Consider the following 13504-nt stretch of genomic DNA (forward strand, 5'->3'; position numbering starts at 1 on the left):
TTTTTATTTACATAATAGCTTTTTTAATATGTTTTAAATAACGGAAGCGAATGAATAAGAAATACACTACTTGAACAGCTCCAAATCCAAGCAGAACGACTGCAGTTTCCTTAACAACTGAGAATTCAAATAAGCCTTGAAGAGCTTTAAACGCAAACACGCTGTGTACAAACGCTACAAGAATGGGAACAAAAAATAATAAAACAAGCTGAGGCGTAATAATTTTATTGAGCTCAGACTTAGTTAAACCAACTTTTGCAATCATTTGATACTGGCGTTTATCATAGTCAAGGTCTGTATACAAACGGAAGTATAAAAAGCTTCCTGCTGCAATGAAGAAGACACAGCCGACTAAAAGTGCCACGAAAAGAGCAGTGCGATACATTTCCATCATCATATTGTAATCATATCCAGCTGATGAGAAATAGAAAGCTGGATCACTCGTATAATTCCCAGTATAAATGCCGTCTTCTCCGTTATATAAACTTAAGCCAATGTCTTTTGTTTCGACCCAATCTTTAGTTGCAAATCCGTAATAGTGAGTTGTTGACGTAGGGTTTTTAATTTGTTTATAAAGCTCATTTGGAATGACGTACAAATCATAGCCGATCATTCCAGAAGAAAAGTAAGGTGCATCAATAATTTTTGTTGCGTTGAATGTTAGATTGCTTTCACTTAAAGTAATGGGTTTCATCTTTTCATCTAAAAACGTATTATAAGTGACTGTGCTCACATAATGACCTTCATTTTCTTTTAACTTAAGTGGTTTTTCACGAGCTGCAATAGCCATCGCATTATAATCAGACAAGGAGATAAGCTCAACTTTTTTATTCGTTTCTTTTCCTGTTTGTTCGATTAACGTTACTTTGATTTCATTATATGATAAGTCGTTTTTATTAAAATCATCTCGAATGGCTTGTACCTGTGCTTTTTCGCTCGGGTTTTGATCCGATGATTGATAGACAACGGGAATTTGAGCACGTTCGTCGAATAGCTTTTTTGAGCCTCCCATCGCCGATAAGGTTCCAATTGCACAAAAAGCAACGGTTGATACGATTGTTACCATGAAAAACATACGAGCGTTATCTTTCATTCTGTAAGCTAAATCTGAAATGGTAATAAGACGAGTATGATTCCAGTAAAAGCGCTTGTTTTTCTTGAACATTTTTAATAAGAAAACACTTAGCTGCGTATAGAAAAAATAAGTTCCCACAATCGTCATAAGGATAACGATAAAAAAGCGATAGCCAATATTATACATGTTTGCTGTCCACGCTAAGTAATAGCCGCCAATTAATAAACCAGCAGCCAGTAATGATAAAATAATAGAGGTTTTAGGTTCAGGCTTTGGTTTTGATGTAGACTGAAACAAATCTAACAGTTTGTTTGTGCGTACAAAAACGCTTGTGAAAAATGAAATAACAAGAAATAAAACGGTAAATGCAGCTATTGTTAAGGCGAGTGCTTCCCAAGGAACTAAAAACGAAAGGGGTTTTTCCATGCCAATAACGTAAGATCCAACCATTAAGTAGAGCTTGCCGAGAAGCATTCCAACAAGAATTCCCGTAATGATGGCTGAAAAACCAATGATCATGTTTTCTAAAAAAATCATGGTGTTTAGCTGACGTTTAGACATTCCATGCATAATAAAAATTCCAAATTCACGCTTGCGAGACTTTAAAAATGCGCTGACAGAATACAGGACGAAGAAAAACGAAAATACATAGATAATATATTCAGCCGCCGTCATGCCCTTTTTTGCCATTTCTTTTGTTACACCTTCTGTGACCCCAGGATGAAAAATAAACATTGCATAAAGAAAAAAAACGGCTACAGAAAAGGCGCTGCTTAAAAAGTAAGCTGCATACGTACGCTTATTACGCATCACGTTTTTAAATGCGAGTTGTCGAAAGCTCATGTGCGTCTCCTCCTAAAACTGATAGCATATCAATAATTTGCTGATAAAAAGCTTGACGATTATTTCCGCGGTAAATTTCGTTATAAAGCTGTCCATCTTTAATGAAAATTACGCGATTGCAATAGCTAGCTGCGTGCGCATCATGAGTAACCATCATCATTGTTGCGCGTTCTTGTTCATTTAAATGCTGCAGGGTTTCCATCACATCTTTAGATGCTTTGGAATCTAAGTTTCCAGTTGGCTCATCAGCCAAGATAAGCTGTGGATGGTGGATAATTGCTCGGGCAATGGCGGCTCGTTGCATTTGTCCGCCTGAAATTTCGTACGTGCGCTTTTTTAAGATATGTTCAATGCCGAGTTTACTAGTAATAGCAGCTACTCTCTTGGCCATTTCGGAGCTTTTTACTTTGTCTAAAGCAAGCGGTAAAATAATATTTTCTTCAACAGTTAATGTATCTAATAAATTAAAGTATTGGAAGACAAACCCGAGCTCGCGGCGTCTAAAAAGTGCAATCTCTTTTTTCTTAAGTTGATGAGGATTGCGGTTGTTAATGATTACTTCTCCAGCCGTCGGTGAATCAATGGTAGAAACCATATTGAGCAGGGTTGTTTTCCCGCTTCCGGACGGCCCCATAATGCCAACAAATTCTCCTTTTTCAATTGAAAAGTTAACGCCTTCTAAGGCTTTGTAAGAAACGTTTCCTTCATATACTTTTGTTAAGTTATTGACTTGTAAAATAGGCATAGTCAAACTCCTTTGTAAATGTTTTTTCTTTATAGCCCTATCTTATTGAAATTTGATCTAACGTGCCATGTACTAAGCTTACAGGAATCTTACACTTTTGTAAGAAAGCAAGAGAAGGCTAATCTATATATTAGCCTTCTTGGGTACGAGCGATATTTTGTTGAAAAATTAAGCGTATGGTAGTTCCTTGTCCTTCTTTTGATTCAAGCTCTATCTGATGGTGGAGCTGTTTACAAATTTCTTTTACGAGATAGAGCCCCATCCCTGTAGATTCTTGATATTTCCGACCGTTTTCTCCAGTGAAATAGGGATCGAACACCCGCTTTAGGTCTTGTGATGGAATACCTATTCCTTGATCTTTTACTTCTAATATAACCTGTCTACCTCTTTCAAATGCTGAAATGGTGATGCTTTGATTAATTCCAGCAGAATAGCGGACGGCATTAGTAATAAGCTGTGAACAGGCAAAGTGAATCCACTTTTCATCAGAAGCGACGATGTACTGGGGCGGAACGTTAACTGTTGGAAATACGCGGTTTCGAATAAAAAAGCGTTTATAACTCGAAATAAGGCTAGTTACAACTTTATGTAGAGAAACACTTTCCGCTTGAAAATCATGAGTGAAATCATTCAATCTCGATGTATATAATACAGTCTCTAATCCTTTTTGAATTCGCTCCATTTCATCTTGAATGCTCATAAAGATAGGTTCATCTTCATTTTGAATCATAAGGTGAATAACAGATACAGGAGTTTTCATTTGATGAACCCACTGATTCATAAATGTAATATGTTGATTAAGCTTATTTTGATAGTGATACATTTCATTATGAAAGCTTCGAAATTGACTCTCCAGCAGTTCTTTTAACGCTTCTGAAAGCGGAGACTCCTCTTCAGACAATATGCTGTCTTCTGACTTATGTAAGGGATTTGACAGGTGTTTATAAAATGTTTTGTTTGTATAGTAGCGATAGCATAAATAAGTGATGTAGATAACGGTGCTGATTAAAATAGCATAAAGAACAGTAAAAATGTCTCGAAAACCATCTAACGCAAAAATCGTACATACTAAACCCAATTGGATAAGATAAAAAAATGTAAGAGGAAGATGTTCTTTAAAAAACAGCTTCATGCTTTATTTTCCTCTTGAATCCGCAGCATATAGCCTGTACCTCTAATTGTTTCAATCGCTTTTTCGATACCAACATCCCCTAGTTTTTTACGCGTACGCGTCATGTAGACATTTAGAGTATTATCATCAACAAAAAGCTGGTCGTCCCAAATTTTTTCGAGTAATCGATCTCTGCTAACAACTCTTTCTGCTTTATCTAACAATGTTTCAATGAGCTTGCTTTCTGTTTGGCTAAGCTCAACTTCTTTGCTTTGGTAGCGTAATAGTAACCTTTCAGGATATAAAGTTAAGCCGGCGTGCTCTACAATTCGCTCCTGGTTAGTAGGTGCATAGGACCCGTATGCGCGTCGTAGTTGGCTATTTACCTTGGCAATCGCGACGTCGTAGTCAAAAGGCTTGGTTAAATAATCATCTGCTCCACTTTCTAACGCCATCACTTGGTCCATTTTTCCATCGCGTGCTGAGATGAAAATGATAGGGCAAGTGGAAAGAGTACGGATTTGTCTGCACCAATAAAAGCCATCATATTTTGGTAAATTCACATCCAATAAGACAAGGTTAGGGTGGTGCTTTTGAAAATCATCAAGTACATCTGTAAATGACGTAACGATATGTACGAGTAAATTATATTTTTCAAGATGTTCTTTTAATAAAGAAGCAATTTTTTGATCATCTTCTACAATTAAGACGGTAAACATGGTTAGGACTCTCCTCTATAGATAAAAATCAATATATTGTTCTTTATAGTTTATCAAAAAGAAAGGGGAGATTGAAATGGATTTTAGAAAAAAATGTAATTTATGAAATTGCTCGCCAAAAAAGTAAAGTTTAAATTAGCTAAACTTAATTATGGTGAAATTCAGAAAAAAACATTTACATATATACATTAAACCAGTATAAAATATGAATATAAAAATGATAATGCTTACAATTATTGTATAAAAATAATATTTAATGAATATTAATTATTTTGTTTTAAATGTTATAAAATGGATTTCTTCTTTATGTGTTTAGTATTACTATACAAATTGTTAGTTGTTATTGGTATGAGGTGCTATTTTAAGTTGGAATGTCATTTGGTAAAGAGTAGTTTAGTTTATAACGAACATAAATACGAATATAAAATATACATAAAATGTGATAAAATGTGACATGAAAATAAAAAAAACGACAGTGTTTTGAATTTTTTTTGTATATTATCTTGACAAAGTGATAGGAAATGAATTTTAATAAAGAAGTAAGTTATTGCAGTTTAAAACTATTACATCAAAATAACAGTTGCTTAATTTCAGATTGAAAGAAAGCGGGGGACCCAAATTTGTGCAGACAAGCACTAGGGGTGAATCTTAACTTAATAGTTAAGTAGGGTAACTCACATACCCGAATCCGACAGCTAACCTCGTCAGCATTTTGTGGGAGAGTACATGGAAGGTTTGAAAACCAGAGAGGGCTCTCATGGTTTTTTTTGTACACTTTTTTCGATGATTTTAAAAAAAAGCAGCTGGAGCTCATTCTATTCTGAAAATTTCAAAAATAATATAAATTAAAAGTAGTTATTCTTTTTGGAATATTCAACTTGTTAATCTTGGTAGTTATTAAATTAATAATATAATTTGTTTATATGAGGGGGTCCATCAATGAAACTATCAACAAAGATTATCATTGCACTAATTATTGGTGCTGTTGTAGGTGTCTTGTTAAATACGTTTTCACCAGGGACGTTTACAACACTAGATAAATATTTATTTACGCCGCTTGGGCAAATCTTTTTAAATCTTATTAAGATGCTTGTTGTACCGATTGTCTTTTTCTCAATTGTACTTGGCGTTGCAGGTTTGGGAGATCCGAAGAAACTTGGCCGCATCGGCGGTAAAACAATTGGTTACTTTTTAATTACGACAACAATTGCTATTACAATTGCTATTATCTTAGCATTTATTATTAAGCCAGGCACAGTTGGAACATTCGACACAGCAAATGCTTCCTTTGAAGCACAAGAAGCACCTCCTGTAGGTGAAACATTACTAAACATGATTCCTACTAACCCAGTTCTAGCAATGACTGAAGGAAACATGCTTCAAATTATCGTATTCTCAATCTTTATTGGATTTGGAATTACGATGTTAGGTAATAAAGCAAAAGGACTATATAACATTATCGATCAAGGTAATGAGCTTATGATGTACCTTGTAAACTTAGTGATGAAGTTTGCTCCATACGGTACGTTTGGTTTAATCGCAACTGCGGTTGGTAGCCAAGGATGGGGAGCGATTAAAGCAATGGGGCTTTACATGTCAGTAGTTGTGCTTGCGCTATTTGTTCACGCTATCTTAACGTACGGTGGATCTATAGCGCTGTTAGCAAAGCGCAACCCAATTGAGTTCTTTAAAGGCTTTGCACCAGCTATGACTGTTGGTTTTAGTACATCAAGCAGTAATGCGACGTTGCCAATTGCAATGAACGTAGCTCAGAAAAATCTTCGTGTACCGGAATCCATCAGTAGTTTTGTTCAGCCATTAGGTGCAACAATTAACATGGATGGAACAGCAATTATGCAAGGGGTAGCAACTGTTTTCATCGCTCAGGTGTACGGAGTAGATTTATCATTCAGTGCACTAATTACAGTTGTTGTAACAGCAGTTCTTGCAAGTATTGGAACAGCGGGTGTTCCAGGTGTTGGACTTATCATGTTAGCGATGGTACTTTCAGCAGTTGGCTTACCAGTAGAAGGTATCGCATTAATCATCGGTATTGACCGCTTGCTTGATATGATTCGTACATCGGTTAACATTACAGGGGATGCTGCGTGTGCAGTAATTGTTGCCGAGTCTGAAGCAAGAAGAGCTGAAAAAGCAGGAGCTTAATGTAATGCATTAACCAGTAGGGGATGACTGGAGAATGACAAACAAAGGATTTCTGATACGATAAAAAGGCTCACTCTTTACGTTTAAACGTAAGGAGTGAGCCTTTTTCTGTTTTAGTGAAAACAATCCTTTTTACTTAGCAAAAACAGTGTCCATATGGCATAGAATCTAATAGAAGTCTGCTGACAAGGAGGAATCGCGATGAATGATAAGTCTTTATCGAACTTGATCAAACCACTGTTAAACGCTTGGTATCCTACGATTTCTCACGGAACGGGAGTTTATTTGTATGACGTGGAAGGCAAAAAATATTTAGATGGATCATCTGGTGCCGTGACAGCAAACGTTGGACATGGTGTTCAAGAGATTATTGATAAAATGAATGACCAAGCAAAAAAAGTTGCGTTTGTCTATCGCTCTCAGTTTACAAGTGAACCTGCTGAAAGCTTAGCAGTACGGCTCTGTGAACTGAGCAATCATCATTTTCAGTTTGTGTTTTTTGTTAATAGCGGGACAGAAGCAACAGAAACCGCAATGAAAATGGCTATTCAGCATTGGCAGGAAAAAGGGAAGCCTCAAAAAATAAAAGTGTTATCAAGATGGATGAGTTATCACGGCATTACGATTGGTGCTTTGTCCATGTCAGGGCATGCGGGTAGAAGAAAAAGATTTGTACCTTTACTAGAAGAATACCCTTCTGTTTCACCACCTTATTGCTATCGATGTCCATTTGAAAAAACGTATCCATCCTGTGATTTAGCGTGTGCAAACGAACTCGAAAGAGTCATTAAGCGTACAGGAAGCGAGCAAATTGCTGCTTTTATTACGGAGCCTATCATTGGAGCAGCTGGAGCAGCTATAACGCCACCTGATGGATATTACGAGCGAATTCGAGAGATTTGCGATAAATATGATGTTTTATGGATTGTAGATGAAGTGATGACGGGGATGGGGCGTACAGGAAAGGTCTTTGCTTATGAACATTGGAAAGCCAAGCCGGATCTTTTGACTCTTGGTAAAGGTTTAAGTGCTGGATATACTCCAATTGCAGCAACAGTTGCTACTAAAAGCGTACTAGCGCCCGTATTAAATGGATCTAATCTCATTATGAGTGGGCATACATTAAGTGCAAATCCGCTTTCTTCAGCCGTTGCGTTGGCCGTGCTGGATTATATACAGAATCATTCTTTAATAGAAGCAGTGGAGAGTAAGGGAGCATATTTATATGCGAAGCTTAAGAGCTTGCAACAGCAAGTAAACATTATCGGAGATATACGAGGGAAAGGGTTATTGCTAGGATTAGAGCTTGTTCAAAACCTGAATTCTAAAGCTTCATTTCCTTCATCGTTTGAATTAACGTCTAGGGTTATTCAAAAAGCTCAAGATAAAGGCCTTTTATTATACCCATCTCAAGCTGGAGAAGATGGAGTAGAAGGAGACGGAATTATTATTTCACCTCCATATACTATTACGTCACACGAAATTGATGAGCTGGTGGGATTATTAACTGTGACGATGGTTGAGATTGAAAAAGAACTGGGGGGAGAGGAAGAGAAAAATGAATAATCTTCAAAATAGGTTTCATAAAATGATTAAAAGCACAGATGTTATGAGCTATGTTCAAAATGATATGACAATCATGTTTGGAGGGTTTGGAGGGGTAGGTACAGCTCCTACTGTAATTGAAGAAATTTTAAAAAGTGATGTTAACGGGTTAACGCTTATTTGTAATGATGCAGGTTTCCCAACCATTGGTGTAGGAAAGCTTGTATGTGAACAGCGAATTAAAAAGCTCATTGCTTCGCACATTGGTTCGAATCCGGTTGCTGGTAAACAGATGAACGATGGAATACTAGAAGTAGAATTTTCTCCTCAAGGAACGCTTGTTGAGAGAATTCGAGCAGCCGGAGTGGGCATCGGTGGGGTATTAATTGATGTGGGGATTGAAACTGACGTAATTTGTGTGGGAAAGCAAATGATCACTCTATCAGGCAAAACGTTTTTAGTTGAGACGCCGTTAGAAGCAGATGTATCGATTGTTTACGCTAAGAAAGCAGATGAATTTGGAAACTTGCTGTATGATAAAAGCGCTCGTAATACGAATCCGCTTGTAGCTATGGCTGGAAAAGTAACGATTGCTGAAGTAGAAGAAATTGTCCCATTAGGTGAACTTAATCCTGATTCAATTATGACTCCAGGTGTATTTGTAAACTATATTGTACAGTCAAAAGGGGTGAATTGGAAATGGGTTTGGGAATAGATAATCGTCATCGAATTGCTAAGAGAGCTGCTCAGGAAATTGAAAATGGAATGATTGTAAATCTAGGTATTGGAATTCCATCGCTTATTCCAAACTATGTTCCTTCGGCGATAGCGGTTATGTTTCATGCGGAAAATGGAATTGTTGGAATCGGTCCTTCTCCATTGGAAGGGCAAGAAGATGAAAATGCTTGCAATGCAGCGGGGTATCCTATTACTACGCTTTCAGGGTCTTCCTATTGTGATAGTGCAATTGCTTTTGGAATGATTCGAAAAGGATACGTTGATATGACTATTCTAGGAGCGCTAGAAGTCAGTGAACAAGGGGATTTGGCAAATTGGATTGTACCAGGAAAGCGAGTACCTGGTATGGGAGGAGCGATGGAATTAGCGCAAAAGGTTAAGAAAGTTGTTGTGCTAATGAATCATACCAATAAAAATGGTGAACCAAAGCTTGTGAAAACGTGCTCTTTACCTCTTACTGCTAAGCGCTGCGTGGATTTAATCATTACGGACCGAGCTGTCTTAAAAATAGAGAAAAATCACTTGCTTTTAATAGAAGTAATGTCTCCTTATACTGTGGAAGATGTGCTGCAAGCAACTGATGCAACAGTAGAGCTGAGCGATAGCATCAAAATAATTCCCTAAGGAGGTTGAGATATGACAAATTGGCAAGGGGAAATTCAGAGCTGGTTGACGGAACATAAATATGAAATAGTTCGGTTGTTGCAACGTTTTGTACAGGAAGCAAGCGTCCAAAGAGATGAAAAATATGTTCAGGCGATTGTGATTGAAAAGCTAAGACAGCTTCAGTTAACCATTGACATATGGGAACCGGATATTAAAGAACTGCGTAAAAATGAAGCATTTGTCTCTACTCGAACTAACTTTCAAGATAGTCCTAATGTAGTAGGTACCTTAAAAGGAAGAGGAGGAGGGAAATCTATTCTATTAAACGGTCATATTGATGTGGTACCAGCAGGAGATTTAGCACACTGGAGAGACGAACCGTATAGTGGAATGGTAAGAGACGGTAACGTATATGGACGAGGAAGTACAGATATGAAAGGAGGAAATGTAGCTCTTCTTTTTGCTATTCAAGCGTTACAAGAGCTCGGTGTTTTATTAAAAGGTGACGTTATCTTTCAAAGTGTAATTGAAGAAGAAAGTGGAGGAGCGGGTACGCTTGCCTGTGTGTTAAGGGGATATAAAGCAGATGGAGCAATCATTCCTGAGCCTACAAGCATGAAAATCTTCTCTAAGCAACAAGGTTCGATGTGGTTTCGTTTAACCATACATGGTCGATCTGCTCACGGAGGTACAAGATATGAAGGAGTGAGTGCAATTGAGAAAGCAATGCTTCTTATTGAGCATCTCCAGCAGCTAGAGAAAAATCGCAATGCTCGCATTGTTGATCCGTTGTACAAAAATACGCCCATCCCTGTGCCAATTAACGTAGGCACGATAAAAGGCGGATCGTGGCCGTCTTCAGTTGCAGATGAGGTGATAATTGAAGGGAGAATTGGGGTAGCACCTCATGAAAAGATGAAGGATGTGAAGGAAGAAGTAGAAGAATGGTTGAAAAAAATTAGCGTGCAAGATTCTTGGTTTGATTTTCACCCTGTGGATTTAGAGTGGTTTGGAGCGCATTGGCTGCCAAATGAGTTAGATACACAGCACCCCCTTATTTCATCTCTCTCTCAAAGCTATGAGCGAGCAATGGGTCACCCTCCTACTATTGAAGCGTCACCTTGGGGAACGGATGGAGGGACTTTATCTCAGGTTGGTAAGATTCCAACAGTTGTTTTTGGTCCAGGAGTTACGGAAGTTGCTCACTTTCCAAACGAATATATTTCTATTGAATCTGTTATAAAAGCCACTGAAATTATTGCTCTTACTATTATTGATTGGTGTGAAATTGCCGACTGATAAAGGAGGGGAAGCAATTTGATTGAAGTGAATAGACGGGACTTCAGCGCGCTGTGCATACAAGACTCTTTTAATAAAAGACTTCGAATTGAGGATTACCGAGGGAATATTTCTAGCATGATTTACTATATAAAGAGAGAGCTGAATAAGCACCAGTTAGAAAAGGTAATTATAAAGTCTCGCTACGAACAAGTTCAAAGCTGGTTGCAACATGGGTACCGTTTGGAAGCCACCATTCCATCTTATTTTAATGGAAGCACTGCTTACTTAATGACTTTTTATGAAAGCCAAGAGCGACAAGTGCACAATCATTATGCAAAAGAAAATAATCTACTTCAAAAAGTCCAGTTATTACCGCTAAAGTGCCCAGAAACATTGTTGTCACCTTACAAATTAAGGAAAGCTATAAAGAGTGACGCCAAACAGCTAGTAACATTATATAAAACGGTATTTACTATTTATCCATCTCCCTTACATGATCTAGTCTATGTTCAAAGCATGTTAGAAGACGGAACACCTTTCTTTATTGTTGAATATGAAGAAAAAATTGTAAGCGCAGCTGCTGCAGAAATTAATACGCTTTATAATAATGCAGAATTAACAGATTGTGCCACCCTTCCATCTCATCGCTCGCTTGGCTTAATGAAGCATTTGATGGTTGAAATAGAGAGAGAATTGAAAAAGAAGTATGTTTATTGTGTATATACAATAGCTAGAGCGCTTTCATTTGGGGTGAACGCAGCTTTTCATCAGCTTGGCTATGCGTACAGTGGGAGACTTATTAACAATTGTTTGATTTCCACGGCGCTAGAAAATATGAATGTATGGTCAAAGGATTTATCAACCTTAACAAGTGAGTCTTAGGATAAGAAAGTCACATAAAATATAACCATTTACTAGGCGTTCACATATAAAGTAGTAGCACAGTCTAAATTGTAATTAAGGGAGGAGTTTTTGTGTTACATGACTTATATAAGCCGTCACGTCATTGGAAAGACATCGAACTTTGGAAAGATGTACCGGAAGAGAAGTGGAACGATTGGGTTTGGCAATTAACCAATACGATTCGAACGCTTGAGGATTTAAAAAAGGTCATTCATTTAACACCCGAAGAAGAAGAGGGTGTTCGAATTGCAACCAAAACGATTCCATTAAATATTACACCTTACTACGCTTGGCTAATGAACCCAGGTGACCCGCGATGTCCAATCCGCATGCAGTCTGTGCCAATTGGCCAAGAAATGCATAAAACGAGATATGATTTAGAAGATCCTTTAGAAGAAGATGAAGATTCACCTGTACCTGGGCTTACACATCGTTATCCGGACCGAGTTTTATTTCTTGTTACTAATCAGTGCTCGATGTACTGTCGTTATTGTACTCGAAGACGATTCTCAGGACAAATTGGAATGGGTGTTCCTAAAAAACAACTGGATATGGCAATTGAATATATTGCTCAAACAAAAGAAGTGCGAGATGTTCTAATATCTGGTGGGGATGGATTGCTAATTAATGATCAAATTTTGGAATATATCTTAAAAAATTTACGCGCTATTCCCCATGTTGAAATCATTCGTATTGGCACAAGGGCACCGGTTGTTTTTCCGCAACGTATTACAGAAAATTTATGCTCCATTTTAAAAAAGTACCATCCAGTCTGGCTCAATACTCACTTTAATACATCAATTGAAATTACAGAAGAAACGAAAAAAGCATGTGAAATGCTTGTAGATGCTGGAGTGCCTGTGGGCAACCAAGCAGTTATCTTATCTGGCATTAACGATAGCGTACCAATTATGAAGAAGTTAATGCATGATTTAGTGAAAATCCGTGTCAGGCCTTATTATATTTATCAATGCGATTTATCAGAAGGAATCGGTCACTTTAGAGCACCTGTATCAAAAGGCCTTGAAATTATTGAAGGGCTAAGAGGACATACGTCTGGCTATGCTGTACCTACCTTTGTAGTAGATGCTCCTGGTGGAGGCGGTAAGATTGCTATTCAACCAAACTATTTAATTAGTCAAAGTGCTGGTAAGGTTGTACTTCGAAATTTTGAAGGGGTCATTACGACTTATCCAGAACCGGAAAACTATGTCCCTAACCGAGCGGATGACTATTTTTATTCAATTTATCCAGACGCGAAGCAAAAGGAATCTTCCATTGGAGTAGCAGGGTTGATGAATGAAACAAACTCAACGCTTATTCCAGAAGGTTTAGGGAGAGTAAACAGGCGTAAGTCGTATGAAGCAGATACAGCACATGCGACCCTAAAAAATAAGCGTGAAAAGCGCGACGAGTTAAAGGAGAAAAAGTTTCAAGCGCAAGCACAAAAAGAAAAAGATTCCACTTCATCTTGAGGAGGCAAATACAATGATGGTAGAATGCGCATGGTGCGGCGAAAGCGCTGGAGAAAAAAGCGTTCATACCGCTTTTTGGGAACTTCCAGATGGAACAAGAGGAATTGAAATCACAGATGTACCTTGTATTAAATGTTCTGCCTGTGGAATGTATTATCAAGAAGAAGAAGTGATTGAAGAAATAGAAACACAGCTGCTGCTTGTAGATACAAAACTGTTGCCAAAGGTTATTTCCTATAAAGAGTTACTAGCAACACCGCGTTTGTTAAAGCGTAATTACTTTAAATTTTAATAAAG

Annotated in this window: 12 protein-coding genes and 1 riboswitch; of the genes, 8 read left to right on the forward strand and 4 right to left on the reverse strand. The window is 37.7% G+C overall.

Annotated features, from left to right (window positions below):
• Positions 1 to 7: 7 nt before the first annotated feature.
• The 4 genes from BFL01S_RS05640 to BFL01S_RS05655 all read right to left on the reverse strand — a co-directional run bounded on the left by BFL01S_RS05640 (position 8) and on the right by BFL01S_RS05655 (position 4493).
• Positions 8 to 1918, reverse strand: coding sequence for an ABC transporter permease (locus BFL01S_RS05640; protein ID WP_061785108.1), 1911 nt, complete (start codon positions 1916 to 1918; stop codon positions 8 to 10).
• Positions 1893 to 2663: an ABC transporter ATP-binding protein gene (locus tag BFL01S_RS05645; protein WP_061785109.1), complete on the reverse strand. Its 771-nt coding sequence runs from the start codon at positions 2661 to 2663 to the stop codon at positions 1893 to 1895. The genes BFL01S_RS05640 and BFL01S_RS05645 overlap by 26 nt, the downstream gene beginning before the upstream one ends.
• 130 nt (positions 2664 to 2793) lie before the next feature.
• Positions 2794 to 3795 (reverse strand): sensor histidine kinase, encoded by a 1002-nt coding sequence (locus BFL01S_RS05650; RefSeq protein WP_025910006.1) that lies wholly within the window; start codon positions 3793 to 3795, stop codon positions 2794 to 2796.
• Entirely contained in the window at positions 3792 to 4493 is a 702-nt protein-coding gene (locus BFL01S_RS05655) for a response regulator transcription factor (RefSeq protein WP_025910007.1), read from the reverse strand. Before BFL01S_RS05655 ends, BFL01S_RS05650 begins: the two co-directional genes overlap by 4 nt.
• 571 nt (positions 4494 to 5064) lie before the next feature.
• Positions 5065 to 5219, forward strand: a riboswitch (cyclic di-AMP (ydaO/yuaA leader).
• Between the two features lie 213 nt (positions 5220 to 5432).
• On the opposite strand from BFL01S_RS05655, the gene BFL01S_RS05660 reads away from it, so the two are divergent.
• The 8 genes from BFL01S_RS05660 to BFL01S_RS05695 all read left to right on the forward strand — a co-directional run bounded on the left by BFL01S_RS05660 (position 5433) and on the right by BFL01S_RS05695 (position 13499).
• Positions 5433 to 6659, forward strand: coding sequence for a dicarboxylate/amino acid:cation symporter (locus BFL01S_RS05660; RefSeq protein WP_025910008.1), 1227 nt, complete (start codon positions 5433 to 5435; stop codon positions 6657 to 6659).
• A 201-nt stretch (positions 6660 to 6860) separates the two neighbouring features.
• Positions 6861 to 8225, forward strand: coding sequence for an aspartate aminotransferase family protein (locus BFL01S_RS05665; protein ID WP_061785110.1), 1365 nt, complete (start codon positions 6861 to 6863; stop codon positions 8223 to 8225).
• Positions 8218 to 8919 carry a CoA transferase subunit A gene (locus BFL01S_RS05670; RefSeq protein WP_025910010.1) on the forward strand — a complete coding sequence of 234 codons (702 nt, stop codon included), beginning with the start codon at positions 8218 to 8220 and terminating at the stop codon, positions 8917 to 8919. Before BFL01S_RS05665 ends, BFL01S_RS05670 begins: the two co-directional genes overlap by 8 nt.
• On the forward strand, positions 8904 to 9566 hold the full coding sequence (locus BFL01S_RS05675; protein WP_025910011.1) for a 3-oxoacid CoA-transferase subunit B: 663 nt from the start codon (positions 8904 to 8906) through the stop codon (positions 9564 to 9566). Before BFL01S_RS05670 ends, BFL01S_RS05675 begins: the two co-directional genes overlap by 16 nt.
• A gap of 12 nt (positions 9567 to 9578) precedes the next feature.
• Positions 9579 to 10847: a peptidase gene (locus BFL01S_RS05680; protein ID WP_061785111.1), complete on the forward strand. Its 1269-nt coding sequence runs from the start codon at positions 9579 to 9581 to the stop codon at positions 10845 to 10847.
• A gap of 27 nt (positions 10848 to 10874) precedes the next feature.
• A complete protein-coding gene (ablB, locus tag BFL01S_RS05685) occupies positions 10875 to 11711 on the forward strand; it encodes a putative beta-lysine N-acetyltransferase (protein WP_035320758.1) in 837 nt (278 codons plus the stop codon).
• Positions 11712 to 11803: 92 nt separating this feature from the next.
• Positions 11804 to 13207 (forward strand): lysine 2,3-aminomutase, encoded by a 1404-nt coding sequence (gene kamA / locus BFL01S_RS05690; RefSeq protein ID WP_061785112.1) that lies wholly within the window; start codon positions 11804 to 11806, stop codon positions 13205 to 13207.
• Positions 13208 to 13223: 16 nt separating this feature from the next.
• Entirely contained in the window at positions 13224 to 13499 is a 276-nt protein-coding gene (locus tag BFL01S_RS05695) for a YokU family protein (RefSeq protein ID WP_025910015.1), read from the forward strand.
• Positions 13500 to 13504: the final 5 nt, after the last annotated feature.

The organism is Priestia flexa NBRC 15715, from assembly GCF_001591565.1.
Taxonomy (GTDB): domain Bacteria; phylum Bacillota; class Bacilli; order Bacillales; family Bacillaceae_H; genus Priestia; species Priestia flexa.

What these genes read in the sequence shown, in the direction of transcription:
- BFL01S_RS05640 (WP_061785108.1), bottom strand. Translation starts at nt 1,918, where the DNA reads ATGAGCTTTCGACAACTCGCATTTAAAAACGTGATGCGTAATAAGCGT.
- BFL01S_RS05645 (WP_061785109.1), bottom strand. Translation starts at nt 2,663, where the DNA reads ATGCCTATTTTACAAGTCAATAACTTAACAAAAGTATATGAAGGAAAC.
- BFL01S_RS05650 (WP_025910006.1), bottom strand. Translation starts at nt 3,795, where the DNA reads ATGAAGCTGTTTTTTAAAGAACATCTTCCTCTTACATTTTTTTATCTT.
- BFL01S_RS05655 (WP_025910007.1), bottom strand. Translation starts at nt 4,493, where the DNA reads ATGTTTACCGTCTTAATTGTAGAAGATGATCAAAAAATTGCTTCTTTA.
- BFL01S_RS05660 (WP_025910008.1), top strand. Translation starts at nt 5,433, where the DNA reads ATGAAACTATCAACAAAGATTATCATTGCACTAATTATTGGTGCTGTT.
- BFL01S_RS05665 (WP_061785110.1), top strand. Translation starts at nt 6,861, where the DNA reads ATGAATGATAAGTCTTTATCGAACTTGATCAAACCACTGTTAAACGCT.
- BFL01S_RS05670 (WP_025910010.1), top strand. Translation starts at nt 8,218, where the DNA reads ATGAATAATCTTCAAAATAGGTTTCATAAAATGATTAAAAGCACAGAT.
- BFL01S_RS05675 (WP_025910011.1), top strand. Translation starts at nt 8,904, where the DNA reads ATGGGTTTGGGAATAGATAATCGTCATCGAATTGCTAAGAGAGCTGCT.
- BFL01S_RS05680 (WP_061785111.1), top strand. Translation starts at nt 9,579, where the DNA reads ATGACAAATTGGCAAGGGGAAATTCAGAGCTGGTTGACGGAACATAAA.
- BFL01S_RS05695 (WP_025910015.1), top strand. Translation starts at nt 13,224, where the DNA reads ATGGTAGAATGCGCATGGTGCGGCGAAAGCGCTGGAGAAAAAAGCGTT.